Annotated in this window: 23 protein-coding genes and 4 pseudogenes; 21 read left to right on the top strand and 6 right to left on the bottom strand. The window is 68.4% G+C overall.

The features are described from left to right. From G3I56_RS37425 to G3I56_RS37410, 5 genes and pseudogenes are all read left to right on the top strand, one after another. Window positions 1–379 (top strand): type II secretion system F family protein (locus tag G3I56_RS37425; RefSeq protein WP_164417029.1); only part of this gene is annotated, 379 nt, incomplete at its 5' end. A 116-nt stretch (window positions 380–495) separates the two neighbouring features. Beyond that, window positions 496–609: pseudogene (locus tag G3I56_RS44365) on the top strand (DUF4244 domain-containing protein); the annotation flags it as partial. Window positions 610–701: 92 nt separating this feature from the next. After that, window positions 702–1856, top strand: a complete 1155-nt coding sequence (locus G3I56_RS37420) for a tyrosine-type recombinase/integrase (RefSeq protein ID WP_164417027.1) — start codon at window positions 702–704, stop codon at window positions 1854–1856. After that, window positions 1853–4390, top strand: a complete 2538-nt coding sequence (locus G3I56_RS37415; protein ID WP_164417025.1) for a tyrosine-type recombinase/integrase — start codon at window positions 1853–1855, stop codon at window positions 4388–4390. Before G3I56_RS37420 ends, G3I56_RS37415 begins: the two co-directional genes overlap by 4 nt. Then, window positions 4387–4959: a DUF6262 family protein gene (locus G3I56_RS37410; RefSeq protein WP_164417023.1), complete on the top strand. Its 573-nt coding sequence runs from the start codon at window positions 4387–4389 to the stop codon at window positions 4957–4959. The genes G3I56_RS37415 and G3I56_RS37410 overlap by 4 nt, the downstream gene beginning before the upstream one ends. A 41-nt stretch (window positions 4960–5000) precedes the next feature. Here the strand turns inward: G3I56_RS37410 and G3I56_RS37405 are convergent, their stop codons facing one another. From G3I56_RS37405 to G3I56_RS37395, 3 genes are read right to left on the bottom strand one after another with little or no spacing between them, the layout of a single operon-like run. Beyond that, window positions 5001–5573, bottom strand: coding sequence for a hypothetical protein (locus G3I56_RS37405; protein WP_343240172.1), 573 nt, complete (start codon window positions 5571–5573; stop codon window positions 5001–5003). Further along, window positions 5570–6556, bottom strand: a complete 987-nt coding sequence (locus G3I56_RS37400; RefSeq protein ID WP_164417021.1) for a hypothetical protein — start codon at window positions 6554–6556, stop codon at window positions 5570–5572. The genes G3I56_RS37405 and G3I56_RS37400 overlap by 4 nt, the downstream gene beginning before the upstream one ends. Further along, a complete protein-coding gene (locus tag G3I56_RS37395; RefSeq protein ID WP_164417019.1) occupies window positions 6556–7350 on the bottom strand; it encodes a hypothetical protein in 795 nt (264 codons plus the stop codon). Before G3I56_RS37395 ends, G3I56_RS37400 begins: the two co-directional genes overlap by 1 nt. Window positions 7351–8113: 763 nt before the next feature. Between G3I56_RS37395 and G3I56_RS37390 the strand changes: the two genes are divergently transcribed. From G3I56_RS37390 to G3I56_RS37380, 3 genes are all read left to right on the top strand, one after another. Then, complete coding sequence (locus G3I56_RS37390) at window positions 8114–9085, top strand: PIN domain-containing protein (RefSeq protein WP_164417017.1); 972 nt, start codon at window positions 8114–8116, stop codon at window positions 9083–9085. Window positions 9086–9549: 464 nt separating this feature from the next. Beyond that, a complete protein-coding gene (locus G3I56_RS37385; RefSeq protein WP_164417014.1) occupies window positions 9550–9690 on the top strand; it encodes a hypothetical protein in 141 nt (46 codons plus the stop codon). Window positions 9691–10663: 973 nt separating this feature from the next. Next, the gene (locus tag G3I56_RS37380; RefSeq protein WP_164417012.1) at window positions 10664–13033 is read left to right on the top strand and encodes a LuxR C-terminal-related transcriptional regulator; all 2370 of its coding nucleotides are present in this window, start codon (window positions 10664–10666) and stop codon (window positions 13031–13033) included. 28 nt (window positions 13034–13061) lie between these two features. Here G3I56_RS37380 and G3I56_RS44360 read toward each other — a convergent pair. After that, window positions 13062–13157 (bottom strand): annotated as a pseudogene (locus G3I56_RS44360) (adenosylhomocysteinase); the annotation flags it as partial. A 428-nt stretch (window positions 13158–13585) separates the two neighbouring features. On the opposite strand from G3I56_RS44360, the pseudogene G3I56_RS44355 reads away from it, so the two are divergent. The 5 genes and pseudogenes from G3I56_RS44355 to G3I56_RS37360 form a co-directional block, all read left to right on the top strand. Further along, a pseudogene (locus G3I56_RS44355) lies at window positions 13586–13762 on the top strand (recombinase family protein); the annotation flags it as partial. Between the two features lie 37 nt (window positions 13763–13799). Continuing rightward, a complete protein-coding gene (locus G3I56_RS44350; protein WP_343240171.1) occupies window positions 13800–14039 on the top strand; it encodes a helix-turn-helix domain-containing protein in 240 nt (79 codons plus the stop codon). Window positions 14040–14404: 365 nt separating this feature from the next. Further along, window positions 14405–14935, top strand: coding sequence for a hypothetical protein (locus G3I56_RS37370; RefSeq protein ID WP_164417010.1), 531 nt, complete (start codon window positions 14405–14407; stop codon window positions 14933–14935). A gap of 251 nt (window positions 14936–15186) precedes the next feature. After that, window positions 15187–16833 (top strand): phospholipid carrier-dependent glycosyltransferase, encoded by a 1647-nt coding sequence (locus G3I56_RS37365; protein WP_164417008.1) that lies wholly within the window; start codon window positions 15187–15189, stop codon window positions 16831–16833. A gap of 284 nt (window positions 16834–17117) precedes the next feature. Continuing rightward, a complete protein-coding gene (locus tag G3I56_RS37360; protein ID WP_164417006.1) occupies window positions 17118–17375 on the top strand; it encodes a hypothetical protein in 258 nt (85 codons plus the stop codon). A 62-nt stretch (window positions 17376–17437) separates the two neighbouring features. Here the strand turns inward: G3I56_RS37360 and G3I56_RS37355 are convergent, their stop codons facing one another. Continuing rightward, a complete protein-coding gene (locus G3I56_RS37355) occupies window positions 17438–17596 on the bottom strand; it encodes a PmrA (RefSeq protein ID WP_343240170.1) in 159 nt (52 codons plus the stop codon). On the opposite strand from G3I56_RS37355, the pseudogene G3I56_RS37350 reads away from it, so the two are divergent. The 5 genes and pseudogenes from G3I56_RS37350 to G3I56_RS37330 form a co-directional block, all read left to right on the top strand. Further along, a pseudogene (locus tag G3I56_RS37350) lies at window positions 17565–17792 on the top strand (glycosyltransferase); the annotation flags it as partial. The gene G3I56_RS37355 and the pseudogene G3I56_RS37350 overlap by 32 nt on opposite strands. Then, window positions 17789–19015 (top strand): glycosyltransferase family 2 protein, encoded by a 1227-nt coding sequence (locus G3I56_RS37345; RefSeq protein ID WP_164417004.1) that lies wholly within the window; start codon window positions 17789–17791, stop codon window positions 19013–19015. The pseudogene G3I56_RS37350 and the gene G3I56_RS37345, both read left to right, overlap by 4 nt. A gap of 349 nt (window positions 19016–19364) precedes the next feature. Next, window positions 19365–19463 carry a DUF4244 domain-containing protein gene (locus tag G3I56_RS45175; RefSeq protein ID WP_343240169.1) on the top strand — a complete coding sequence of 33 codons (99 nt, stop codon included), beginning with the start codon at window positions 19365–19367 and terminating at the stop codon, window positions 19461–19463. After that, on the top strand, window positions 19450–19842 hold the full coding sequence (locus G3I56_RS37335; protein WP_164417002.1) for a TadE family type IV pilus minor pilin: 393 nt from the start codon (window positions 19450–19452) through the stop codon (window positions 19840–19842). The genes G3I56_RS45175 and G3I56_RS37335 overlap by 14 nt, the downstream gene beginning before the upstream one ends. Window positions 19843–19934: 92 nt before the next feature. After that, window positions 19935–20279, top strand: a complete 345-nt coding sequence (locus G3I56_RS37330) for an Rv3654c family TadE-like protein (protein ID WP_343240168.1) — start codon at window positions 19935–19937, stop codon at window positions 20277–20279. A 57-nt stretch (window positions 20280–20336) separates the two neighbouring features. Here G3I56_RS37330 and G3I56_RS37325 read toward each other — a convergent pair whose 3' ends face one another. Continuing rightward, entirely contained in the window at window positions 20337–22811 is a 2475-nt protein-coding gene (locus G3I56_RS37325) for a DEAD/DEAH box helicase (protein WP_164416998.1), read from the bottom strand. An 80-nt stretch (window positions 22812–22891) separates the two neighbouring features. Between G3I56_RS37325 and bldG the strand changes: the two genes are divergently transcribed. The 3 genes from bldG to G3I56_RS37310 all read left to right on the top strand — a co-directional run bounded on the left by bldG (window position 22892) and on the right by G3I56_RS37310 (window position 26544). Next, window positions 22892–23233, top strand: a complete 342-nt coding sequence (gene bldG / locus G3I56_RS37320) for an anti-sigma factor antagonist BldG (protein ID WP_005475923.1) — start codon at window positions 22892–22894, stop codon at window positions 23231–23233. A gap of 126 nt (window positions 23234–23359) precedes the next feature. Next, window positions 23360–23794, top strand: coding sequence for an ATP-binding protein (locus G3I56_RS37315; RefSeq protein ID WP_164416996.1), 435 nt, complete (start codon window positions 23360–23362; stop codon window positions 23792–23794). A 344-nt stretch (window positions 23795–24138) separates the two neighbouring features. Next, the gene (locus tag G3I56_RS37310; RefSeq protein WP_164416994.1) at window positions 24139–26544 is read left to right on the top strand and encodes a sodium-translocating pyrophosphatase; all 2406 of its coding nucleotides are present in this window, start codon (window positions 24139–24141) and stop codon (window positions 26542–26544) included. The last annotated feature ends 40 nt before the right edge of the window (window positions 26545–26584 follow it).

The raw sequence follows: 26584 nt of genomic DNA, 5'->3' as shown, positions 1-26584 counted from the left end.
GGTCGCCGCCCAGGCGGTGGGCGAGGCGCTGGCGGGACCGGTCGGGGAGGCGCTGGCGCGGGGCGCGGCAGAGGTGCGGCTCGGCGGCGAACCGGCCGAAGCCTGGCGGAGGCTGGCGTCGATACCGGGAGCCGGCGCTCTGGCGAGGCTGCTGGAACGGGCCGACGAGTCGGGAGTACCGGCGGCCGGGCCCGTCGCACGCCTGGCCGCGGACACCCGCGCCGACTGGGGGCGCAAGGCGACGGAACGGGCCCGGCGGGCGGCCGTCATGGTCACCGCGCCGGTGGGGCTGTGCTTCCTCCCCGCGTTCATCGCGGTCGGCGTACTGCCCGTGGTGATCGGGCTGGCGGACGGGTTGCTGGGCGGGGGTGGTGGCTGACGCGAGCGGCGCGTGATCACGAGCTGGTCAGCAACGGGAGTTCATTCACAGCAAGTCGTCAACAACGAGTCGTCAACAACAAGTCATCAACAGAGCTGAAAATTAGGGGAGTTGAAATGTTCACAGTGGTACGGGAGCGGATGTGCGCCCTGGTGTGCAGGACGCGTGCGGTGCTGGTGGCGCGACGGGACGCCGGAATGGTCACCTCGGAGTACGCGGTCGGAATCATCGTTATCTTGGGTGACTTATAGTCGCGAGGCACATGAGGCACATAGTCTCAACTCTACTTGCCTCACTGTTATCCAAGGGGTGTTAAGGCACGTTGGTCACCTCTGTTGTCCTGCCACGTCACTTCCGTTCCGAACGTGCCGTCTCCGCCGATGGCAGCACCAACTGGGTCGTCGTGGACGACTCCTTCGAACTGCACGTCGAGGCGTGCGCCTTCCTCGCCGGGCGGAAGTGGAACACTGGCAAGACGTACGCGGGCCGGATTGCCCTGTATCTGTCCTACTGCCAGGAGTTCGGCGTCGACTGGACCGCGCCGTCGATGGCGCAACTGCATGCGTTCCAGCGGTGGCTGGTGGACGAGCCGTTGCCTTCCCGTGGCCGCAGGCCGGGGATTGAGCTCCGGTACCGCGAGGAGCGCACGGCGAACGCGATCACCGGGACGATGGGCGACTTCCTGGCCTGGTGCTCACTGATCGGCAAGGTGGCGCCGACGGTGGTCAGCCAGCTGATCCAGCCCAGGTTTCTGCGGTTTGCCCCGCCGGGCTTCGACGCGGGGGAGGACGGGCAGAACCGTCAGATCGAGGGCAAGCGGCTGAAGTTCAGCGTCGCGGTGCCCGGGTTCGAGTGGCTGTCGGACGAGGAGATCGCCCGGGTCCTCGCGGTGACCGATCATGCCCGTGACCGGTTCCTGGTGGGGCTTTTGTCGGTTACCGGGATGCGGATCGGTGAGGCGCTGGGGCTGCGGCGCGAGGACATGCACTTCCTGCCCAGCTCGCGCCTGTTGGGCTGCCGGGTCGAGGGGCCGCACATTCACGTGCGCCGGCGCGTCAACACGAATGGCGCGTTCGCCAAGTCTGTTCGGCCGCGCTGGATTCCGGTGGACGACGAGACGATCGGCCTCTACACCGACTACCGCTACGAGCGCGATGAGGTCCCCGGGGCCGCGGGGGGCGACATGGTGTTCGTCAACCTCTTCAGGGCGCCGCTGGGCGGGGCGATGAAGTATCCGAACACCTACGAGCTGTTCAAACGGCTGGCGGGCCGGGCCGGATTCAGGGCCAGGCCGCACATGCTGCGGCATTCCGCGATCACCCGCTGGGTCCGCAGCGGGGTGCCCCGGGACGTGGCCCAGGACATGGCCGGGCATGCCTCGCCCTCCTCGATGGACCCGTACACGCATACAACGGACCAGGACAAGCGCGACGCGGTGGAGCTGGTGGCCGCGAAGCGGAAGGAGTCGCGCGGGTGAGCGCCACGAGCAACGTCGTACCGCTGCACGGGCCGAGGACCGTACCGCGGGACACTTCGGCCGGCAGCTTGCCGCCGGACGTGGCGGCGGGCTGGACGGTGTGGCTGCGCGAGCAGGTCGCCGAGGGCTGGCGGCCGGGCGAGTGGGACGCGGACACGCTGGTGTTCACCGGGGATGTGGAAAATCCGCGGACCGTGGTGTTCCGCTGCGGTACCGCTGCCTGCGACGCGCTGGCCAGTACGAAGAGCCTGTGCTCGGGGTGCGCGAAGGCGCAGAAGGCCGGCGGGCTGTCCATGAAGGACTTCAAGGCCACCCATGTGCCGGTCCGCGACCGGACGATGACCGGCCGGCAGGCGCTGTGCCGCGTTCAGGACTGCCCGCGCGAGTCGAACCTGTGGGGGCTGTGCAGTGCGCACGCCTCGCTTCGCCACAAGGACCTGGACCGAAACCCGTCCTCCTCGTTGGAGGCATGGGTGGCCCTCCAGCGGGCGTATGACCCGGTGCCCGGCTGCCGGGTGCGGGGCTGTCGCTACGACGGCCGCGGCCCGCTGGGGCTGTGCTTCCAGCACGGCAGGCGCTTGAGGCAGCACCCTGCCTCCCGGATCGCCGGGGCGCCCCTTCCGGCGTCGTGGCTGGAGCGGCAGGCCCCCTATCTGGGCGTTCACCAGTTCTCGCTCGCGCCGCTGCACCCGCTGGTGCGGTGGGAAGTGCTCTACGTGTTGCAGCAGCGCGACGCGCGCGGCCAGAAGGTCGACCCGCTCGCGGCCCGCCAGATGATCACGCATCTGGCCGATGCCTGCGAGAGCCTGGCCGCGGTGGCGGCCGGGGAAGTGCCGCGCCGCTCGCAGATGAACGTCGACGCGCTGCTGCGCGAGGCGCACCGGGTCGTGGCCGCCGGCTTCGCCCGGTTCAAGGGGGTGGACCCGGCGTCGCTCGCGACGCTGGACCTGGCGGAGCTCGGGGTGCGGGGCAAGCGCGGCGGCAGGACCAGCCGCAGCGGTGACGTGGACCTCACCGAGCTGTCGCAGCCGTGGCTGCGGCAGATCCTGGTCGCCTGGATCGGCGAGACGAAGCCGACCACCGGGGAGGTGCGCCGGGCCCACCGTGCGTGCGTCACGGCCGCGCGTGCGCTGAGCTTGCAGAGCGGCGGCGGGCAGGACGCCGCCGCACTGTCCTTCGCGGACATGAACGCGGTGGTCGGCGCGTTCCGGGAGCTGCCCAAGCTGGACGGCGCACCGATGGGCAACAAGACGCGCGGCGCTTTGCTGTCGTTCTTCTTCAAGGTCCTGGACTACAGCCGGGCCGCCGGATACCTCGGTGACATGTCCGCCTACTTCGCCCGGCACAGCAGCCACCACATTGCTGCCGACGAGGTCAGCGAGGAGGACGAGGCCGGGCGGGCCGTGCCCGAGGACGTCATCCACCAGCTCGATGACCACATCCACCTGCTGGGCCGGGGCGTCACGCACGGGAGGATGACGCCCGAGCAGGTCGCGGCCATGTGCACAGCCGTCTACGAGCTGCTGCGGGACACCGGCCGTCGCCCGTACGAGATCGCGGAACTGCGGGCCGGCTGTCTGAAGAGGGAGGGGCGTGAGTGGACCCTGGTCTGGGACAACCGCAAGGCCAGACGGAATAGGCGTCACCTGCAGATCACGCAGGAGACCGCGCAGTGCGTCCAGCGGTGGCTGGCGGTGCGCGAGAGCCTGGACCTGCCCAGTGGCAGCGAGTCGTTCCTGTTCCCGCCGACCGGTGAGAACGGCATCCTGCGGCATCTGCTGCCCGAGCACATCGCGCACTTCATCCGGGCCTGGGTGGGCCGGGACGACGTCGTCCTGCTCACCGAGGAGTTCAGCAAGGACGGTTCGCGCGTGCCCTTCGTGAAGGCGCTGGTGTTCCCCTACGCGTTTAGGCACTCCTACGCCCAGCGGCACGCGGACGCGGGCATCGACATCGACGTGCTGCGGGATTTGATGGATCACCGGGCGATTTCCACCACGCATGGCTACTACAAGATCACTCAGAAGCGGAAGCGGGCGGCGGTCGAGGTGATGCGCCGCCACACCACCGACCATAACGGCCGGCCCGCGCCGAGGTCGTCCGGCCGTGCCTACGGGAGCGGGTCGGTGACCGTGCCGTTCGGGGGCTGCACCGAGAAGTCGAATGTGCAGGCGGGCGGGAAGGCGTGCCCGATCCGGTTCCAGTGCGCGGGCTGCACGTTCTACCGGCCCGATCCGTCCTACCTGCCGGCCGTGGAGGACCAGATCCGCGCGTTGAGGACCGAGCGTGAGATGGCGGTGATGATGGAGGTCGACGAGTTCATCGTCCGCAACTTCGACGACCAGATCGCCGCGTACAAGAAGGTGGTGACCCAGATGCACGGGCAACTGGAGGCGATGGAGCCCGAGGAGCGCGAGCAGGTCGAGGAGGCGTCGGCGGTGCTGCGCAAGATGCGGGCCACCAGGTCGGGGCGCGGGGCGGTCGCGCTGCCCATTCCCACCTTCCCCGGGCAGCGGGACGAGGCCGGGGCATGAACGAGGCGAAACGCAAGCCCGCCGACGCCCTGCGCGAGGCCCGCAAGCGCGACAGCGTGGCCAAGCGAGGGCAGGTCCTGGCAGCCATAGACACCATGAAGGACAGCGGCACCCCGATCAGCTTCGCGGCCGTCGCCCGCACCGCAGAAGTTTCCACCTGGCTCGTCTACGCCGCGGGCGTGCGTGAGCACGTCGAGGCCGCGATGAAGGGCCAGGCCAAGAGTGTGCGGCGCGAGCGGAAATCCGGTGTGGGGGCGTCGGCTGCGAGCCTGGCCACCGATCTGGAGCTGGCCCGCGCCGAGACCAGGGCCCTGCGCGGGGAACGGGACCGCCTCAAGCAGGCCGTCCAGCGCTCCCTGGGCGCACAACTGGACCAGCGCGGCACCAAGGAACTGACCGGGCGCGTGGGCGAACTCCAGGCGGAGGTCCAGCGCGTCAAGGACGAACTCGCCGCGGCCCGTGCGGACAACGCAGGTCTGCTGCGCGAGCTGGAAGAGGCGCGGGACGAGGTGGTCGCCGTGCGCGAGGCCGGCCGGCAGATGTTCAAGAACGTCAACCGGTCCGGCTGACCGGCGGGGGCACCCGAACCCCTACGGGTGCCCCCAACTGGTCAGGCGCTCGCGGCCGAGGGGTCCGTGGTCATCTCGCTGACCTGGGCCTCCAGGTCGGCGATCCGTGCCGCCATCACGTTCATCGTCCGCTGATTCTTCATGACCTTGGTGCCCAGGCCCTCGACACCGCTGATCAGCCGCATAGCCCCGTCGGCGGTCTGGGCCATCTGCCCGAACGCCTGCGCGTCGATGCTGTGGGGATTGGTCGCCTCGAAGGCGGTCGCGCGTTTCATCTCTGCCAGGGAGGCGACGCTTCTGCGGCACGCCAGGAGCGCGTCACGGGCCCCGAACTCATCCCCGTGACCGCAGCGGTGGAAGCGGGCCACCCACGCCCCGCGGCGAAGCGGGTCGCTGGAGCGCATGAACTGCTCCAGGCGGTGGCCGTCGACCTCGACGGCCCGCCGCGCTCCGCGCACCGCCGCCCGCAGCCGGCTGCTCACCGGGATACCGACCCCGGACGCGATCTCCGCGTAGGACACCTCTTCGCCCGCCCGGCGGTCCAGCCACAGCATGACATCGATGATGTCCTGCTCGGACCGGGTCGGCGGCCCGTCTTTGACACGACGGTTCACCCCAGCTTCTCGCTCTCGTCCAGGAAAGCCCGCAGGGCCTCGTCGTCCAGCGTCGTGTACTGACTGGCCGCCAGGTCCCGGATGAAGTCGATGGCGGCCCGCGAGGCGTCGCACAGCTCGGAGACCGCACGGCCGCGGTCGTCGCTGAAGTGGACCTGATGCCGCTGCAGCAGCGACAGCGCCCGCAGTGTCCCCATCCGGACCTGGGCCAGCTCGTTGAAGATCTGAAGAGCGGCGTCCATCTCCGTGGGCTCGGCGGCGGCCCGCACGGCCGCCGCCGCCCGCCCGGCGTCCATCGCGCCGTCGGTGCCATCCGCCTCGGCCGGCCAGGTGCCGGCCCCGCCGTCGAGCTCCCGGGCCCGCTGTTCGTCAGCACGCTGCGCGGCTTCCCGGTGGGCCCGGTCCTGCTCTTGGGCCTCCCGGCGGTTGAATTCCGCGATGCCCTCCATCGCCGCGGTACGGGTCCCCTCGTCCGCCAGGACCGCCGCCCTCACCGCACCCGGATGCTGGGACACGTACACCGGAACCCCCGGCCGCACGCCCAGGCGTTCGGACTCCGCCTCCAGCGCCTGACGGCGCTCGCCGGCCGGCATGCGGGCCTGGTAGCCCCGGTAGTACCCGTGCTCACCGTAGAAGGGCACCTCCTCCTCATCGGGCAACTCGACGAACTCGCCCGTAGCGACCTTCTCCACGGACGGCACTCGGCCGTCTGCCGCCGCCCGAACCCACGCGTCGTGCAACGCCAGGACACGCTTGACGTTGGTCTTGGCCCTACGCGCGAACTCCCGACCGCTGATCTGCCGGTAAATGTTCCGGTCGGAACGTTTCGCTTGCTGTTCGAGCGTGACCCCGCGTCCGGCGTCGTATTCGACCCGGCGTGCGACCAGGTGGGCCAGTGCCCAGCCCCCGCTGCGGTCGTGCCGGGCGAACTCCGCGACGTCGGCTGCCAGGCAGTCGTCCGTCTCCTCGATCGGGGGCGGCATCACACCGCCACCGGGACCCGTGCGGTGCCGCGTTCACGGCGGGCGCTCTCGCTCTCGCCGTCCACCCGCAGTTTGATCCAGGTCGCCATCAACTCGATTTTGGTCAGCGCGTCCCTGGCCGCGGGAAGCTGCTCTTCGCACAGTGCGCCAGCGCTCTGGTGGCGGGCGATGAAGCCGGTGGCCTGGTCGCCCACCCGCACCAAGTCCCGGGCCAGGGCCATCCACTGGCCCGGCGTCGCGCCGCAGTCGATCCGTTCCCGGTCACGTTCCCGCCGGTGCTGCTCGTTGACGGTCTTGCGGACCGACGAGCGCAGACGGGCGTCGGCCTCCAGCAGTGAGACCACGATCTTCTCGCGGGCGCCGCCCTGAAGGCCGCCCAGGTACTCCACCAGCTTCGCGGCGTCGCCCCGGTGCGGGTCCATCAGGTCCCCAAGCGCCGGGGCGGTGCCCAGCGCCTGGTGGTACTCGGGCAGTTTCAGCTGGTCGCGGCCCTGCGCGGCGGCCTCCTCCAGCAGCACCAGCAGCGTGCGGTAGCCCTCGTCGACCGCAACCCCGCCCGCACCGGTCCGCGCGCCCTCACGCAGGATGCTCCAGGTGGCCTGGACGCCGGTGGCGGCAATCTTCGCCCGCAGCGGCGGCGTGCAGAGGCGGGAGACGAGCCGGTAGTCACGGCCCGAGCGCGGGCTCAGGCCGATCGCGTCGCAGAACGCGTCCAGGACGCCGTCGCCGCCACCCGCGGTCACCGTCAGCAGCTTGTCGCCCAATTCCAGCCGGTTGACGCTGCCCCTGTTCACCAGGGCACGGCCGTCTTGGACATCCCGGTCCGAGTAACTCACAGACACCCCTCACAAAAACCATCAGATGAGGTCGTACTGTAATGAGATGAATGGGCCGTCCGGGAAGGCGAAAGCCCCCTGCGGTGCGGCCGGTTGACGCTCCAGCGTCCGTGAGCAGGGCGAAGGTTCCGTGCGTCCGGTCCGGACTGCACCCATGTGGGTGACGCCGGCTGCCCCGGTCGCACGACAATGGCCGCTTCCCCCTGGTGTCAACGGGAGAAGCGGCCACGGTGGCAGCTGGGACGGTCAGATCAGGCCGAGGTTAAGGCCACTGTTCCGCATCCAGGCTGTAGGTTCCGCGCTTTGGCGTCCAACGGCATCGCTGTGACCTGCGGAGCATCGGCGTTCGGCGCTCGTGTCCACCGAACGCATTCCGCGGAACCGTGTCCAATCCCCGGCCCTGATGGCGCGGCCGTGATCGAGACCGGCGCAGGCAGGGGGCGGACCTGCGGTTTGCTCAGAACCCCGTCCAATTGGTCAGCCGTTGGACACGGCAGTCAGAAATTGGACACCGAGACGCGGAACCTACACAGGCGCGCCCGGCGGGGTGCGCGGGCCGATCACCGGCGATGATTATCTAGTGTTGTCAAGTGTCTCTACAGGTCAACGTATTGCAGAGGTGTAAGGCAAGTTAGACATGTGGCTCTGTCTTCTGGCGCTGGAGGCCTGTGACGTCGGAAGCCCGAGGCGCACCAGCGGGCCGCACTGGCAGGATCAGCACATGCTCATCACACCGCGCCCCGGCACAGACCGGAAGAACATCCGCCAGGCGCTCAGCGGTGTCCACACCGCGGCGATCAACCTGCAGCGGCCGTACGGCAGCGCCTTCGAGGGGCTGCTGACGTATCTGGAGTGGGCCACGGAGTCCGCGCGGATGCTGCGCTCCCAGATCAGCGACCGGGACCTCGACCAGCTCGTGTTCACCGACCGCTACCAGGCGCTGCTGGGCAGCTGCGGCACGCTCGCCGGGACCGCCCAGCAGCGTCTTGTCAACGGTCTGGTGCAACTTGAGGTCGCCGAACGGATCGAGGCTTTCGAGGCGGCCGTGGCTGCGCTGGATACGCGGATCGGCCGGTGGAGCCAGCGGGAGGTGTTCGTCGTAGCCGACTCCAGCTTCTACATCCAGAACGAGGTGAAGCTGGCCGAGGTCGACCTGCATGAGGTGCTCGACGTGCCGCGCTGGCAGTTCGTGCGCCTGCTGTTCCCGATCGTGGTGGTCGACGAGCTGGATGACCTCAAGGACGCCAGCAAGCACCGGGCCCGCTGGCGTGCCGCCCACACGCTTGGCCTCCTCGACGGGGTCCTCAACGGCGGCACCCACGGGGTCCTGCATGAGGGGGTGCACACCGCTCGGGACGGCGAGACCCGCGGCAGGGTCAACGTGGAGATCGTTCTTGATCCCCCCGGCCATGTGCGCCTGGACCGCCCCGATGTCGAGATCATCGACCGGACGGTGGCTATCCAGGGCCTGGCCGGCCGCGACGTTCGGTTGCTGACGTGCGATACGAGTCAGCACACCCGGGGCCGGGCCGCAGGACTGCAGGTGACCAAGGTGGCGACGAAGGATCCCGGGGACGAGCCGGACTGGTCGGCCCCGGACAGGTCTGGCACTGGCGTACGCGCAAAGCGGCGAGCCCGCCTGGACGAAGGCGAGGCTCCGGGGGCCGGTGGGGAACGAGGACCACGGCAGTAACCCTGCGAACTCTCCCGGGCAGGCGCCTCGCACCCGCGTCGGTGCCGTTGTCCGGCAACCGCCTGACCTCAACTAGTCGTATTAATACGGTGGTTCGGGCCTGACGGTTCAGTTGGAACCTGGCATTCCTGTGTGAGATAGGCGACTTGCTTGAGGGGAACTGGCACTCAGTTCCGGACGTACGGCCAGGGTGAGTTGCAGGTAAGAGTGCTGTGGTCGTGCGAAGTTGAGGATGCGTGCCCCGTGCAGTCGTCTGTCGTGGCACGCGGTGCCTCGCTCGCCTTGCAGGGAGGGGAAGTTGACGGCCCTACGGATTCCGCACCGTGCGGGTACGCTGCTCGCAATCAGTCACCCCTGGGGTCCGCGAGCACTCGTGGCTCCCCGCGGGAGTCCATGAAGGATATGGACCCACCCACCGGACCTGCGAAATCCGTAGGTCCTACGGAATGGGGTGATGGATCCCGATGGCCGAGGAGAACGAGAAGCCGGAGGGGCACTGCCGCTGCTGCAGCAAGCGGATTCCGCCGCACCGACGGGCGGTCCGCTGGCTGGGGCCGGTCGTCGTCACGGTCTACAAGATCGTGCGGGACTACGGGCCGCTGTAACGCGAAGAGCCCCGACCTAACGGTCGGGGCCGCGCTGCAGACGGAGTGCTGAGGGAGGGCCTCACCTGGATGCTTGGCCGGCGTCGGGTGGGGCCTTCCGTATTTCCGAATGCGGTTACCGCCGCGTATGCAAGATAGAGGCCGCCTTTGTGGCGACGATCACACTCGGATGCGGCGATGCCCCCATCTTGCCTTGCGTTGTTGTGGTTGTGCATCGTGTAGCCACATGTTGATCTGCACGTTTTGATCTTGCTTATCCGGTAACACCCCAGGTTGGCACCCCTTTTTTACCTTTCGTGTGACGGACGTCACACACTCTGGAGGGTGAGGGAAGGCACACCCGAGCGGTTGTTTTTGGGCTGATTTGCCGGGTGTTCACCCAGTGAAGTGGGCAGAATCAGCTGCCCCGGAAATGCGCGGGGGCACTTTACCTGTGCCCACTGACAGTCGGCGGTCGCCAAGCCGCAGCTTCGTCCAGGCGGAGGTGTGCTCACCGACCGTACGCTGGGGCGCTGACAGCCGCCCCTGTCCGCCCTGACGGTCCGATGCGGTGAACGCGTTCATACGCCTGGACCTGGTCAAGGCGTGAGGCGACGGAACATCCGAGTATCTGTCGTATTACACCGAGAATGCGGTCGACTGGTCCCGGCCGGGTCTTGCCCGGCTGATGGCCTGGCTCTCGGTCCGGCCCTGACAGTCCCCAAACGCGGGGCACCCTTGGCCCCGTCGGAGTCGACACCCGTCCGAGGTGGGCCCAGGCGGAGGCCGGCTCCGCCGACCAGCCCCTGTCGGCCACTGTCGCCGCTGACGGCCTGCTGGGGAGTCCCGGCGCTCGGATGTGGGGGCCTTGGCTCGCCTCCAGGCGCCCGAAGACCTCAGGGCGCGTTGACTGTGCAAGAAATGTCATACTATCGACATTTAAGACTCTTGTTAGCCTCATAATGATTTGTCCGGCGATGTATGGGGTCGAGCCGTGAGCACTGTTCTTCCGGCCGTGGGCAATCTGCCCACGGCCCTCGACAGCTTCGTCGGCAGGCTCGGCGAGGCTGCCGAGATCGGTCGCCTGCTGGGCGTCGGTCGGCTGGTGACGCTCACTGGAGCGGGCGGTGTGGGCAAGACACGGCTGGCGCTGGAGGCCGCCGCGGCCTTTGGGGAGGCGTTCCCGGACGGCGTGTGGATCGTCGACCTGGCCGCGGTGCGCGACCCGTCGGCGGTGGATGCCGCGGCTGCGGGTGCGCTACGGGTTCCGGACTGCGGCGCCAGGCCCGTCCTTGACCAGCTCACGGACCACCTGGCCCGCCGCCGGGCACTGATCGTGCTGGACAACTGCGAACACCTGATCGACGCATCCGCCGGGCTGGCGAAGACGCTGCTGTCGGCCTGTCCGGAGCTGCGCGTCCTGGCGACGAGCCGACTGACGCTGGGTGTCACGGGCGAGAACGTCTTCACCGTCCCTCCGCTGTCGATAGCGGACGAGGCGGTCGAACTGCTGCGGGAGCGAGCCACCGCCATCCGGCCGGACTTCCGCATCACCGATGCCAACCGGATGCAGGCCACCCGGCTGTGCGCCGACCTGGACGGGCTGCCCCTGGCCATAGAACTGGCCGCGTCCCGGCTGCGGACGCTGAGCGTCGAGCAGACCGTGGAGCGTCTGGAGGACCGCTTCGCGCTGCTCACCGGCGGCTGCAGGACCACACTCCCCCGCCATCGCACCCTGCGCGGGATGATCGAGTGGAGCTACGAGCTGTGCACGCCCGCCGAACGATCGCTGTGGAACCGGCTGTCGGTCTTCACCGGCGGTTTCGCCCTGGACGCCGCCGAGTACGTCTGCGCGCAGGACGGTATCGCGGCGCATGAGGTGCTGGACCTCCTGGACCGGCTGGTGTCCCAGTCCGTCGTCCTGACCTGCGAACGCGACGGGGTGCACCGCTACCGGCTGCTGGAAACCATCCGCACGTACGGAAGGGCCCGGCTCGCGGAGTCGGGTGAAGAGCAAGAGCTGCTGCGGCGCCACCGCGACTTCTTCCTCGCCCTCGCCGAGCGCACCGCCACCGACTGGTACGGCCCCGGCCAGGAAGACGCTCTGGCCCGGCTGCGCGCCGAGCACAGCAACTTCCGGGTGGCACTGGAGTTCGGGGCGAAGGCCGGCCCAGCCGTGGCCGGGCCCGCCCCGGCAGGACCCGGGACCCGGGAGCCGCACAGGTCGCAGCGCGGGGCTCCGGATCCTGCCGACGACGCACAGGCTGCGCTTCGCCTGGCCACGGCATTGCGCTTCCACTGGTGCGCGGACGAGTTCCTCGGCGAGGGGCGCCTTCACTTCGACCGGCTTCTTGCGGCGGCGCCCGAGCCCACCCCGGTCCGGGCCGGGGCGCTGTGGGCCGCCGCCTGGGTGGCGATGCTGCAGGGCGATCCCGCAACGGCCGACCGGTGGCTGGACGAGGCCGAAGAGCTGGGTGAACGGCTGGACGACCCGTCGGTCCGGCCGTACGTCCAGGGCTTTCGCGGCGCGTCGGCGGCCTTTCAGGGGCGGATGGCGGAAGCCGTGCCCCTGTTCGAGGAGGCGCTGGCCGCTCACGAGGCGGCGGGCGAAGGACCGCAGGAGCTGTTCTGGCTGTTCCAGGTCGCGATCGCTCAGGTCTTTCTCGGGGACGAGCGCGCGGCGGAGGAGGCCGGCAGGCGCGCGGTGCGGCTCGCGGAAGCATCCGGGGAGCGTCTGTACGGGTCCTACGCGAAGTGGGTGCTGGGCTACGTGCTCTGGGCGCGCGGCGACCGGCAGGAGGGCACGGCGCTGACGCGGACCGCGCTGGAGATCCTGCGGGGCTTCAACGACTACGCCGCGACCGCGGCCGCGCTGGAAGTGTTCACCTGGATCACCGCGTCCCGGGGCGGCCACGAGCGGGCGGCACAGCTGCTGGGCGCCGTGCACGCCCTGACCCGGGACATCGGCGCGTCCCCCCTCGCCACGCTCGGCGGGCACCGCGCACGCTGCGAGGAAGCGGTCATCTCCGCTCTGGGGCCGGCCGGATACGAGAAGGCCCTCGCGGAAGGCGCCCGGCACGACAGCCCGGCCAGGGCCATCGCCCTCGCCCTGGACACCGCCACCGTGGCCGACAGTGTGCAAGGCGCCCCGGCCGCCACGGGGCTGAGCCCGCTGAGCCGCCGGGAACGGCAGGTCGCCGCGCTGGTGACCGAGGGCATGACCAACCGGCAGATCGCCGCCCAGTTCGCGCTGTCGCCGCGTACGGTCGACTGCCACATAAACAGCATCATGACCAAGCTCGGCTGCAGCCGCCGTACCCAGGTCGCGGCATGGTGGGCGGCGAACCAGGTACCCGCCCTATAAGGGGTGCCGTTAACGAGTCTCGAGGCGGTTCGTAGACGTCGGGCAGTCCGGCGAGTTCGAGTTCATCCTCGCTGCTGGTGATGGTGGCGACGTGCGCCCCGTTGCGCAGCCGGGCGAAGTCCTCGGCGTGCTCACGCCGATCGGCCCTCGCCTCGAAGTCCCGGCTGCCGCGCGGTAGGCGGAGCTACGACAGCGGGCAAAGGGACGGCCAGGGGGCGACGAGCGGCGCGCAGGAGGCAGCATCCGCGCCTGACCGCTCGCGGGCCCCTCCCCGGTCGAAGTGTCGGCAACGTTCGTCTGTCGACACTCATATGCGTGATCAGGAACCCGCAGGTGGGCACTGTCGACAACGCGCGTCGGAAATCAACGTCGGTGAACGGTCGGCGGAGTGGTTTCCGACAATTCTTCTTGGCTACTGCCGCACTTCGACGGCCGATCAGAACCCCGACCACCAGATCGACGCACTTCTCCGCTGGCGGCGTCGACCGCGACAACATCCACGTCGACGTCGCCAGCGGCGCGAAAGCCTCCCGCCCCACGCTCGATCTCGTCATGCAGCTGCTACGCGAGGGCGACACGTTGAAGGTCACCCGGCTCGACCGGCTCTCCCGCTCCGTGCTGCACCTGGTGACCCTCGGCGCCGAACTGCGCGAGCGCGGGATCGGGCTGCACGTCATCGAGCAGGGCATCGACACCTCCACCATGGAAGGCCGAGCCATGTTCGGGATGCTCAGCGTGCTCGCGGAGCATCCCGAGAGAGCTGATCGTGGCGAACACGAACGGCGGGCTCCCCTCCGCGCGGGCCCGCGGCCGGGTAGGCGGGCGTCGGCCCAAGCTCACGGCCGACCAGGCCGAGCTCGCCCAGCGGCTCTACGACGCCCGGGAGGAGACCGTCCAGCAGATCGCCGACATGTTCAACGTGCCCCGTTCCACGGTCTACGGACACCTCGACAAGACCAAGACCGTGCCCGGCCAGCCGAAGAAGACCGCTGCGGCGAAGCCCTGAAAGCTACCGGCGGGTTACTTGTTACTCGGTTGATACTTTCAACGACACCCATATAAAAATCATGTAAGCACCCCCGTAAAACTACCGATGTGCGGGGGCGGGGTGCGCACCGATGCTGTGCCGTATGACGCACAGCACGACCGGGCCGGGCCCGCAGCGCAACCTCTAAGCCGGTGCCGCTCAGACCGTCCCGAGCACCGAGAGCCTCACGCCCTCGGGCCACACGCGGATGAGCGGCCGGAGCGGCCGGTGGGAGCGCTCCCGGTCTCCCCGCCACTGCTGGGCCTCTGTGAAGGAAAAAGGGAGAAACAACGGGTTCCACCGTTGCCCTGATCGCCATCCGACCGAGTTCAAAGGAAAGTGACATGAGACCGATATCCCTCAAGGTGCGGACCGCTTGTATCGCACTCACCGTTCTTTCGGGGACGGGAATCGCCATCGGCGCGGCCGGAACAGCGTTCGCGAACTCAACGAGCACCCAGGCAGGCTGCTCCTCGACGTACTACCGGGATGCCTACCTGGACGTCCCGTTGGAGACCGTGACCTGGAATCAAACAGACGTGACCAATCGCGACCTGGGGGACAGCAGCGTTGCCCCGCAGAGCCAAAACCAGATCTCGTCGACCGAGACCCACTGCGACATCAACGTCGTCTACGGCAACTTTCCCGAACACCCGGACTATGTGCACCCGTATGCCTGGCACAGCGCATACACGGCGTCCAACTACCGAGGCAACTGCAGCCAGGGGGGGGCCGTAACATCGGGCGGCGTCTGGTTTGCCCAAAATGGTAGTACGCATCACTGGCGCACGGTGATGACCAAAAATGATTTGGGGGAGATGTGCAACGACAAAGCAAACTCCTTCAGCATCCACATCGACGTGAACCACCAGTAGGGGCGTGGCCGGTACGGCGGATGCCCGTTTGAGTTCGCCCGGGAACCGCCTGTAACACCCTGCACGCCCGAACCGCCCTTCGATGCGTCAGTCAGCCGGTGCGCCCAGCTCGCAGCCAGGCGCACCGGCTCTCAAATTCGCACATCGGGTAGGACGAAGCAAAGAAACTGCAGGATTCATCCGATTCAGGGTGACGCGCAGATCACCAGTCTCCACCCCCCATACTCTAGAGTTTTACACGGGAGACCGTCATGGGATTGAACCAACTTCTCAGCACGCGGCAACGTCGCGGGAATCCAGGTTTCACGATGCGGGCTCTCGCAATTACTCGGGCCATCCGGCCGAGAAATGGGAAGGCTTTCTCGGTTGATGCACGCACTGCTGTCACTGCGGAGGAAGAAGCGGGTCTGAGGTACTCCTCCCTGACCGAGGCCCCGGATCGCCAAACGCAGCCCGAGAGTTCCTCTCAACGGTCCGACAACCTGATGTCGTGGGTCTGGACCTACCTGATCACCGCTCTCGCCTTTTCCCTGAGAATCAGGAACCTTTCCACACCGGCGGGCAAGGTGTTCGATGAATTCTACTACGCCACGGAGGCTCACAACATCCTCCGGTACGGTGTGGAGTACGGAACGGACCCCTCCAAATATTTCACAATAGCCCATCCGCCCCTGGGGAAATTGTTCATCGCAATGGGCGAAGTGGCTTTCGGGGCCTCGGTGACAGGGTGGCGTCTGCCTGCAGTTATTGCCGGAACGCTGGCGGTCACTGTCATGATACGTGTGGCCAGGAGGTTGTTCAGGTCCACTCTGCTGGGATGCGCAGCAGGCCTGTTGCTCGCACTGGACGGCATGGAATTCGTCTTCAGCCGGCTGGCGGTACTGGACATATTCTTGACGTTGCTGATCCTCTTGGCTTTCGCCTGCCTGATCCGGGATCATGAGGCACGCAGGGAACTGGCGGCAGCCCAATCCGAAGAATCGGTGAAGTCTGGGGTTCGGCGACTCAGGCAATGGCTTTCAGTTCCTGGCTGGCGGCTTGGTGCCGCAATCTTCATGGGACTTGCGATTTCGGTCAAGTGGAGCGCCCTCTGGTTCATCCCTGGACTCTTGCTCTACGTCATTGTGTCAAACCATGGGCTGCGGGCGACAGACGGGTCATTGCGCTCCTCCCTGTCGGCCGCGTGGCGGGCAGTGGCCCGTCTGGTGATGTACTCGACTGTTTCTGTATCGGTCTACGTCGCCAGCTGGACAGGATGGTTCCTCTCCCCTTACGGATGGCACACACACAAGGGCCTCATCAAGCCTTTGTGGAGTTCCTTCCTCCCGGATTCTCTGGGGTATTTCTTGGCGTACCAGATGAGCATGTTCACCAAGGGACAGGGCCTGATGACAGGCCATCCTGGGGCCTCCCGCCCGATTGACTGGCTCACCTCGCTGGAGCCATACTTGGTAGCCGAGCTCATGAACGATGATTGCAGTTCGAATTGCGGAACAAGTAAAATTCTTGCCCTAGGGACACCCATCCTCTGGTGGTCATTCATTCCCGCCCTCGTGGGCTGCATCTTCCTCTTGATCGTGAAACGGGACAAAGTCGCCGGGGTATTCGCAGTAACAGCGGCCGTGGGAATCTTCAGCTGGATTCCATTCAGCCGCGACATGTACTCCTTCTACGCCCTGCCCGCGCTGCCTTTCTGTATTCTCGCAGTCGTAAGAATGCTGGCATGTCTCGGGGCTCTCTCGGCCATTCCGAAACGCCGTTTCATCGGCCGGACAGCCATCCTGGTCTACGTAGCCGTTATCGGCCTCACCTTCGCCTACTTCTACCCTCTGTACATGGGCCTGCCTCTCACGCCTTCAGAGGTAACGGGACGTATGTGGCTTTCCAATTGGAAGTAGGGAAGGAATTCCCTCGCCTCGCTGATCCGCTTTGTTCATCGACCGGCGAGTGAAATGTGCATTCAGTCTCCGCCGACTCGGCCCCGAACCGCGGACGTTATGGCGAACCGGACCGGCTGCGCACCCTCCCCAGGGTGCCGGAGGTCCTCAAACCCTGGCTCGAACAGGACGACCGTGCCGTCCTGCCGGCTCGCGGCCGCGCACACGATATGCGGCTCCCACCGCATTCCACCGCAGCACTCGCCCCACCACTGACTAACACCCATTCCCCATGGAGTCAGGCCATGACCAAGACGGACGCGCAGACCGTCACGCACACATCTCAGCCCCCCCGGCCCGCCAAGACGAGCTGGTGGAAGGCTCACCGCTTCCACCTGATCCTGCCGATCGTCACTCTGTTCGTCGGCGTCGCCATCGGACAGCACACAGCCGTCCCCAACCCCGGCTCCGGCCACCGCCAGTTCGTCGAGCCCAACCAGCCCACCTACACGGCGACGGCGCCCGCCCGCACCCCCGCACCCGAGCCCACACCGACACCATGACCGGGACTTGAGGTATCGCCGAGGTCGGGCCCGGAAGCCGCCAATAGCTGATCTTGGAGGCGTCAGCCCTTCCGCCGGGCTGCGGGGTCGCCTTCGGCGACGTGCCGAGCGACCGCGTCGACGCCGGGACGGGCGTAGCGCTCCAGGGAGCGGACGGAGGCGTGCCGGGAGCGGGCCAGCAGCATCGGCGACGCGGTCGACCTGCCCAACGTCAAGCGCACGTTGGAGAACTCGACACCGGTCGCCACCTTCGGCACCGGCCAGGACCGGACCGGGATCCGCAGGACCGAGGCCGGCGGCGACGAACGGGCGCGCGACACCGAGGCAGCCGGCACGGACGAACGGGCGCGACAGACCGAGGCGGCCGTCGACGTCGACCGGATCTGCGATGCCAAGGCCGCTGGAGGCGACCGATGAACAGCGGAAGCTACGAGTCCACCGCCCCCGGAGGGCTGGGCGACCCAGCCGTGCACGGGGTCGAGATCCCCGAGCCCGGGGCCGTCACCATCGTCGTACCGACCTTCAACGAGTCCGCCAACGTGCGGGAGCTGCTGCACCGGATCACGCAGACGGTGCCGTCCCGGCTGCCCTGCGAGGTCGTCTTCGTGGACGACTCCACCGACGACACCCCCAAGGTGATCGACGAGGCCGCGCAGGACTGCCCGTTCCCGGTCACCGTGCTGCACCGTGACGAACCGGCCGGCGGCCTCGGCGGCGCGGTCGTCGAGGGCATCAAGGCGGCCACCTCCGACTGGATCGTCGTCATGGACGGCGACCTGCAGCACCCGCCGTCACTGGTACCGGAGCTGGTGGCGACCGGGGAACGGTCGTCGGCCGATCTGGTGGTCGCCTCCCGGTACATCAAGGGCGGCAGCCGGGCCGGGCTCGCGGGCAGCTACCGCGTGGCCGTCTCCCGGGGGGCGACCTGGCTCACCAAGTCCCTCTTCCCGCGCCGGCTGCACGGCATCAGCGACCCCATGAGCGGCTTCTTCGCGATCCGCCGCAGCGCGGTCACCGCCGACATCCTCCAGCCGCTCGGCTACAAGATCCTCCTCGAACTCGCCGTGCGCAGCCGCCCGCGCCGAGTCACCGAGGTGCCGTTCGTCTTCCAGGACCGGTACGCCGGCGAGTCCAAGTCCACCGCGCAGGAGGGCATCAGGTTCCTGCGCCACCTCGTCGGACTGCGCACCGCGTCGCCACTGGCCCGCATGATGGTCTTCGGGCTGATCGGCGTCACCGGCTTCCTGCCGAACCTGGCCGCCCTGTACGCGCTCACGTCGGCCGGCCTGCACTACGCCCCCGCCGAGATCCTCGCCAACCAGCTCGGGGTCCTCTGGAACTTCTTCCTCATCGAGCACCTGTGCTTCCGCGAGCGGCGAAAGCACCGCAAGGGGTGGGACCGCATCGGGCGGTTCGCGGTGCTCGCCAACGCCGACCTGGTGCTGAGCATCCCGCTGATCGCGCTGTTCGTCGGCAGGTTCGGGATGGGGGCGCTGTCCGCGACCGCGCTCGCCCTGGTGACCACGTTCGTGCTGCGCTTCGTGGGGACCGAGGCGCTGGTCTATCTGCCGCGAAAGACGTCTCGCCGTCAGGCGCACGGCGAGCAGGAGCAGGCCGAGCCGGCAAGGAGAGCCGTGTGAAGAACCACCTCAGAACCCGTAGGCGGTGGCGCTCACAGACCCGACCGGATGGGGAGACCCGTTCACGCGCGATGTCGCCCTGTAGATGCCGGACAGGTCCGGGCCCCACCCCTCGCGACAGGTTGATCAGTCCGGCGCCACGTTCGCCGCGGTCACATTCACGATCACGCGGCCGAGTTTGGTCTTGGCCCGGGTCAGGTCCACCCCTCCCCTGTACCCGCCATGAACGATCAACGCCTCCACGGTATCGGCCGAGCGAAGCCCACTCGTACATGCCTAACTTGCCTTACATCGCTTCAACCTGTTGACCTGCAGAGGCACTTGACAGCACTAGATAAAGGTCGCGGCGGTGGCGTTCGCGGCGGTGCTCTACAAGGTGGTGACGAGCGGGCAGGTCAGCTCGGAGTTGCAGGCCATCGTGAAGAAGGCCCTCGATGCGAAAATGTGAACGCCGGTTCCGGGAACGGGATGCGGGGCGGTTCCGGGACCGGGGGTTCGTGACCGCCGAGGCCGCCGTGGTGCTGCCCGCGCTGGTGCTGTTCTCGATGGCGCTGGTCTGGGCGCTGCTCGTCGCCGCCGCGCAGATCCAGTGTGTGGACGCGGCCCGGGCCGGTGCCCGGGCCGCCGCCCGGCAGGACCCGCCCGACGCGGTCCTCGCGGTGGCCCGGGGCGCGGCCCCGCGCGGGGCTGAGGTCACCGTCACCAGGGAGGGCGACCTCGTGCGTGTGCAGGTGGTGGCGCAGCCGCCGGGGCTCGGTGGCCTCACCGTCGATGTGACGCACGAAGCGGTGGCTTTGGCGGAGGAGACGGTGGGGGTGGGTGCGTGAAGCGTTGGGGAGGCGGGTGGCCCGCCAGGCTCGCCGGAGTTGTTTCCGCGCGCTCGGTCCGCTCCGATCGTGGTTCCGCGACGGTCTGGAGCGTGGGGGCCATCGCCGTCCTGTGCGTGGTGTTCGGCGTGGTGCTCGCCATGGGGCAGGCCGCGGTGACCCGGCATCGGGCCGCCGCGGGTGCGGACCTGGCGGCGCTCGCCGCGGCGGACCACTGGACGGAGGGCGCCTTGGCGGCCTGTGCACGGGCGGACCGGGTGGCCGCGGCCCAGGGCACCCGGCTCGTCCGGTGCGCGATGGCGGGTGAGACGTCGGACCTGACGGTGATGGCGGGACGGGGCCTGTTCGGTGCGGAGGTCAGGTCGAGAGCGGGTCCACCGGGTCCACCGGGTCCACCGGGTCTACCAGGGCCCCCTGGCCCGCTGAGACCGACCTGAGCCGGCCCCGTACACCCGTCACCCGTACGCCTGTAACGGGTGAGCGCCAGGTGGGCGCTAGCCCTTCTCGTCCGGAGCCTTCTCCTCCGGCGCTCCCTGCAGCAGAACCGTCAGCAACCGCACCGCTCCCCGTTTGTGCAGGGGCTCGTTGCCGTTGCCGCACTTGGGGGACTGGATGCAGGACGGGCAGCCGGCGTCGCACTCGCAGGAGGCGATGGCCTGGCGGGTGGCCGTCAGCCAGGAGCGCGCCGTGTGGAAGGCGCGCTCCGCGAAGCCGGCCCCGCCCGGGTGGCCGTCGTACACGAAGACCGTCGGGAGGAGGGTGTCCGGATGGAGCGGGACGGAGACGCCGCCGATGTCCCAGCGGTCGCAGGTCGCGAAGAGGGGCAGCATGCCGATCGACGCGTGTTCGGCGGCGTGCAGGGCGCCGCCGAGGATCTCCGGGTTGACGCGGGCCGCGTCGAGCTGGTCCTCGGTGACGGTCCACCACACGGCACGGGTACGCAGCGTACGCGGAGGGAGGTCGAGCTTCGTCTCGCCCAGGACCTCACCGGTGATGACGCGTCGGCGCAGGAAGGAGACGACCTGGTTGGTGACCTCGACCGAGCCGTAGCAGAGGCGGCCGTCGCCCCAGGGGATCTCGGTGTCCGTCTCCAGGACGGCGATGGACGTCGTGTCGCGGGCGACCGTCGAATACGGCGGGTTCGCCTCCTCGACCAGGGCCACCGAGTCCGCCAGGTCGAGGGAGCGGACGAGATAGGTGCGGCCCTGGTGGAGGTGGACCGCGCCCTCGTGCACGCTCGTGTGGGAGGCGCTCGCGTCGACGGTGCCGAGCAGCCGTCCCGTGCCCTCCTCGACGATCTGGACGGGGTTGCCGCCACCGCCCCGGATGTCGGCCAGGTCGGCGGCCCGCTCACGGCGTGTCCAGTGCCAGGCGCTGGTCCGGCGGCGGAGCAGCTTCGCGGCCTCCAACTGCGGGAGCAGAACCGCTGTTTCCGGGCCGAAGAGTTCCAGGTCCTCCTCGGTCAGGGGGGATTCGGCCGCCGCCGCGCACAGATGGGGGGCCAGGACGTACGGGTTGTCAGGGTCGAGGACCGTTGACTCGACGGGCTGGTCGAACAGGGCCTCCGGGTGGTGGACGAGGAACGTGTCCAGCGGGTCGTCGCGGGCGACCAGGATCGCCAGCGCGCCCTGTCCGGCGCGGCCGGCGCGGCCCGCCTGCTGCCACAGGGAGGCGCGGGTGCCCGGGTAGCCGGCGATGACGACGGCGTCCAACCCCGAGACGTCGATGCCGAGTTCGAGGGCGGTGGTGGCGGCGAGGCCGAGGAGTTCGCCGGAGTGGAGGGCCTGTTCGAGGGCTCTGCGCTCCTCGGGGAGGTAGCCGCCGCGGTAGGCGGCCACGCGCCGGGCCAGCGAGCGGTCGACCTCGGACAGCCGTTCCTGGGCGATCACCGCGACCAGCTCGGCGCCGCGCCGGGAGCGTACGAAGGCCACCGAGCGCACGCCCTGGAGGGTGAGGTCGGTCAGCAGGTCGGCCGTCTCGGCGGTGGCCGTCCGGCGGACGGGCGCGCCCTTCTCGCCGTGCAGGTCGGTGAGCGGCGGTTCCCAGAGGGCGAAAACCAGTTCACCACGCGGTGAGGCGTCGTCCGCGACCTCGACCACCGGGAGGCCCGTCAGACGGCCGGCTGAGGCGGACGGCTCGGCTGCCGTGGCGGAGGCGAGCAGGAAGACGGGGGAGGCGCCGTAGCGGGCGCACAGGCGGCGCAGGCGGCGCAGCACCTGGGCGACGTGGGAGCCGAAGACACCGCGGTAGGTGTGGCACTCGTCGATGACGACGTACTTCAGCGATTTGAGGAAGGAGGCCCAGCGGGGGTGGGACGGGAGTATCCCCCGGTGGAGCATGTCCGGGTTGGTCAGGACGTAGTTCGCGTACTGGCGGACCCACTCGCGTTCCTCGAAGGGAGTGTCACCGTCGTACACGGCAGGTCGTACCGCGTTTCCCAAAGGTTGTGAAAGTTCCTTCACGGAACGCCGCTGGTCCGCTGCGAGGGCTTTGGTCGGCGCGAGGTACAGGGCAGTGGCCCCGCGGCCGTTGGGAGCCTCGGAGCCGTCCAGGAGGCGGGAGAGGACCGGGACGAGATACGCGAGCGACTTGCCCGAGGCGGTGCCTGTGGCGACGATCACGTTGTCGCCGTCCAGGGCGTGCTCGGCGGCCAGTGCCTGGTGGGCCCAGGGGTGTTCGATACCGGCGGCCTGGACGGCCGCGATCACCTCGGCGCGAATCCGGTCGGGCCAGACGGCATGGCGGCCCGCACGTGGGGGCAAGTGCTCCGTATGAGTGATGCGCGAAGCCCGGCTCGGCCCCGAGGCGAGCCGGTCCAGGATCGTCCCCGGATCGGGTCGCGACGCGGCGAGAGCCGAGGGTCGTTCGGATCGGTGATTCTTGGCCATCGGCATCGAGTGTGTCACTGGCGTGACGGACAATGGGCCCAAGGCGTCGTGCACGCCCTGCGGTAAGTGATTGAATGCCATCGCGGCTGGCGAACCAACCTGGGGACTCTGCCGAGGTGTCCCTCGGGATGACCGCTCGATAGCAAGGTGCTGGAGGATCCGTGGACCTGTCCCTGTCGACCCGTACCGTCGGCGATCGTACGGTCGTCGAGGTCGGTGGCGAAATTGACGTTTATACCGCGCCCAAGCTGCGTGAGCAGCTGGTCGAGCTGGTCAACGACGGGAGTTTTCACCTCGTCGTTGACATGGAGGGCGTCGACTTCCTCGACTCCACCGGGCTCGGCGTGCTGGTCGGTGGCCTGAAGCGTGTGCGTGCCCACGAGGGCTCGCTGCGCCTGGTCTGCAACCAGGAGCGCATTCTGAAGATCTTCCGCATCACCGGTCTGACCAAGGTGTTCCCGATCCACACCTCGGTCGACGAAGCGGTGGCGGCCACCGACTGACGGCCGTTTACCGGACGCGCACACGGTCACCCGTAGGTGCGTCCGGTGACGGAAGAAGTTAACGAGGGGGGTCCGGGTCTCGGCGACCGACCCCCTGACCGCACGCCCGTATTCCGAGGGGGATGCATGGCCACCGTTGAACTCCGCTTCAGCGCGCTGCCCGAGCACGTCAGGACCGCCCGACTGGTGGCGGCAGCGGTGGCGCGCAGGGCCGGAGTGGACGAGGCCGTACTCGACGAGGTGCGACTCGCCGTCGGCGAGGCCTGCTCCCGTGCCGTCGGTCTGCACCAGAGCAGCGGCATCTCGGAGCCGGTGTGGGTGACGCTGATCGAGGAGGAGAAGCTGTTCTCCATCGAGGTCGGCGACGAAGCACCCCGCTCGGCTCCCGGTGACAACGCTTCGGGTGCCGACGGTGGCGTGGACGTGGATGCCGAGGAGGACGAGATGGGCCTCGCGGTCATCAGCGGCCTCGTCGACGACGTCGAGGTCACCTCGGGGGAGAACGGCGGATCGATCCGCATGAGCTGGCCGACCACGCCGCCGGTCACGCTCCTCCCCTGACACCCGACCCCGACTCACCCCGTACAACTCAAGTCCGTACAACCTCAAGGGCCCTGCTGAGCAGGGCCCTTGAGGTTTTTTGTGGCGGAGCTCCGGAATTAGTGAAGGTATTCACGATCCCTTTGTGAAGGTATTCACGATCGGTCGCGTGATAATTCGATCAAGTGTGAATGCGCCTGCGGCATTACGCCAAGTGGGTCAATGGATCACCCGGGGATCTTCTGCCGATCATTTGCTGAATAGCATGGGGCGATCTATTCCGTTTCCGCGTACTGTTTTGATCAGTTTCCGGTACCTACAATCCGTCCACATCTTGAGCTCAGTCCAAGCGTCAAGGAGGACGAATGGCGGGGCTTTCTACCCCTCAGCGGTTCGATCAACCCACAACCTTCGCAGCCGCAGTACTGACCGACGACAACCGACTGATCGTGATGGTCATCGGCGTCGTGGCCCTGGCGGCGCTCGTGGTCGCCGGGGTGCTGGTGCGCCAGGTGCTCGCGGCGGGCGAGGGCACCGACAGCATGAAGGAGATCGCGAAGGCGATCCAGGAAGGCGCGAACGCCTATCTGGCACGGCAGTTGCGCACGCTCGGCGTATTCGCAGTGATCGTTTTCTTCCTGCTGATGCTGCTGCCCGCGGACGACTGGAATCAGCGCGCCGGACGGTCGGTGTTCTTCTTGATCGGCGCCGCGTTCTCGGCGGCCACCGGTTATATCGGCATGTGGCTCGCCGTGCGAAGCAATGTGCGTGTCGCCGCCGCGGCACGGGAGGCGACACCGGCGGAAGGTGAGCCGGAAAAGGATCTCACCGACGTCTCGCACAAAGCGATGAAGATCGCTTTCCGTACGGGCGGCGTGGTCGGCATGTTCACGGTGGGCCTCGGCCTGCTGGGCGCCTCCTGCGTCGTGCTGGTGTACGCGGCCGACGCGCCGAAGGTGCTCGAGGGCTTCGGCCTCGGTGCTGCCCTCATCGCCATGTTCATGCGTGTCGGCGGCGGCATCTTCACCAAGGCCGCCGACGTCGGCGCCGACCTGGTCGGCAAGGTCGAGAAGGGCATCCCGGAGGACGATCCGCGCAACGCCGCGACCATCGCCGACAACGTGGGCGACAACGTCGGCGACTGCGCGGGCATGGCGGCCGACCTCTTCGAGTCGTACGCCGTGACGCTCGTCGCCGCACTGATCCTCGGCAAGGCCGCCTTCGGCGACGCCGGACTCGCCTTCCCGCTCCTGGTGCCCGCGATCGGCGTGCTCACGGCGATGATCGGCATCTTCGCGGTGGCGCCGAAGCGTTCGGACCGCAGCGGTATGAGCGCCATCAACCGCGGTTTCTTCATCTCCGCTGTGATCTCGCTCGCACTCGTCGCGATCGCCGTCTTCGTCTATCTGCCGTCGTCGTACGCCGATCTGGACGGTGTCACCGACGCGGCGATCTCCGGAAAGGGCGGCGATCCTCGGATCCTCGCGCTCCTCGCGGTGGCCATCGGCATCGTGCTGGCGGCCCTGATCCAGCAACTGACCGGCTACTTCACCGAGACCACCCGACGCCCCGTACGGGACATCGGCAAGAGCTCCCTCACCGGCGCGGCCACCGTCGTCCTCGCCGGTATCTCCATCGGGCTCGAATCGGCCGTCTACACCGCCCTGTTGATCGGCCTCGGTGTGTACGGGGCGTTCCTGCTCGGCGGTACGTCCATCATGCTGGCGCTGTTCGCGGTGGCACTGGCCGGTACCGGCCTGCTCACCACGGTCGGTGTGATCGTCGCGATGGACACCTTCGGGCCCGTCTCCGACAACGCGCAGGGCATCGCCGAGATGTCCGGCGACGTCCAGGGCGCGGGCGCGCAGGTGCTCACCGACCTGGACGCCGTCGGCAACACCACCAAGGCAATCACCAAGGGCATCGCCATCGCCACCGCCGTCCTGGCCGCCTCGGCGCTCTTCGGGTCGTACCGCGACGCGATCACGACCGCGGCGCGCGAGGTGGGCGAGAAGGTCGGCGAGGGCGGGCCGATGAACCTGGTGATGGACATCTCGCAGCCCAACAACCTGGTCGGTCTCATCGCCGGCGCGGCGGTCGTCTTCCTGTTCTCCGGGCTGGCCATCAGCGCGGTCTCGCGGTCGGCGGGTTCGGTCGTCTACGAGGTGCGACGGCAGTTCCGCGAGCACCCCGGGATCATGAACTACACCGAGAAACCGGAGTACGGGCGCGTTGTCGACATCTGTACCAAGGACGCGCTCCGGGAACTCGCCACGCCCGGGCTGCTGGCCGTCCTGGCACCCATCGCCATCGGGTTCACGCTCGGCGTCGGCGCGCTCGGCTCGTTCCTCGCGGGCGCGATCGGCACCGGCACCCTGATGGCGGTGTTCCTCGCCAACTCCGGTGGCGCGTGGGACAACGCGAAGAAGCTGGTCGAGGACGGCCATCACGGCGGCAAGGGCAGCGAGGCCCACGCGGCGACCGTCATCGGGGACACCGTCGGTGACCCGTTCAAGGACACCGCGGGTCCGGCCATCAACCCGCTGCTGAAGGTGATGAACCTGGTCGCGCTGCTCATCGCGCCCGCGATCATCAAGTTCAGCTACGGCGACGACGAGAACCTCGCCCTGCGCATCGTCATCGCCATCGTGTCGATCGCGGTCATCGTGGGCGCGGTGTACGTGTCCAAGCGGCGCGGGGTCGCCGGGGAGGACGAGGCCGAGGAGGCGGAACGGGAGGCCAAGTCGGCTGATCCCGCGGTGGTTTCGTAGCCCGAGCAGGGTCTACGGACCACGGGTTCGTCTCCGACAG

The organism is Streptomyces sp. SID12488 (assembly GCF_010548275.1).
Taxonomy (GTDB): Bacteria; Actinomycetota; Actinomycetes; order Streptomycetales; family Streptomycetaceae; genus Streptomyces.
Note: the sequence above shows the minus strand (reverse complement) of the source record. Positions and strands in the feature narration are given on the sequence as shown.

Coding starts and splice junctions, on each gene's coding strand:
- G3I56_RS37315 (WP_164416996.1), top strand. CDS start 23,360: ATGGCCACCGTTGAACTCCGCTTCAGCGCGCTGCCCGAGCACGTCAGG.
- G3I56_RS37345 (WP_164417004.1), top strand. CDS start 17,789: ATGAACAGCGGAAGCTACGAGTCCACCGCCCCCGGAGGGCTGGGCGAC.
- G3I56_RS37360 (WP_164417006.1), top strand. CDS start 17,118: ATGACCAAGACGGACGCGCAGACCGTCACGCACACATCTCAGCCCCCC.
- G3I56_RS37335 (WP_164417002.1), top strand. CDS start 19,450: ATGCGAAAATGTGAACGCCGGTTCCGGGAACGGGATGCGGGGCGGTTC.
- G3I56_RS37410 (WP_164417023.1), top strand. CDS start 4,387: ATGAACGAGGCGAAACGCAAGCCCGCCGACGCCCTGCGCGAGGCCCGC.
- G3I56_RS37400 (WP_164417021.1), bottom strand. CDS start 6,556: ATGCCGCCCCCGATCGAGGAGACGGACGACTGCCTGGCAGCCGACGTC.
- G3I56_RS37390 (WP_164417017.1), top strand. CDS start 8,114: ATGCTCATCACACCGCGCCCCGGCACAGACCGGAAGAACATCCGCCAG.
- G3I56_RS37365 (WP_164417008.1), top strand. CDS start 15,187: ATGGGATTGAACCAACTTCTCAGCACGCGGCAACGTCGCGGGAATCCA.
- G3I56_RS37325 (WP_164416998.1), bottom strand. CDS start 22,811: ATGGCATTCAATCACTTACCGCAGGGCGTGCACGACGCCTTGGGCCCA.
- G3I56_RS37385 (WP_164417014.1), top strand. CDS start 9,550: ATGGCCGAGGAGAACGAGAAGCCGGAGGGGCACTGCCGCTGCTGCAGC.
- G3I56_RS37310 (WP_164416994.1), top strand. CDS start 24,139: ATGGCGGGGCTTTCTACCCCTCAGCGGTTCGATCAACCCACAACCTTC.
- G3I56_RS37370 (WP_164417010.1), top strand. CDS start 14,405: ATGAGACCGATATCCCTCAAGGTGCGGACCGCTTGTATCGCACTCACC.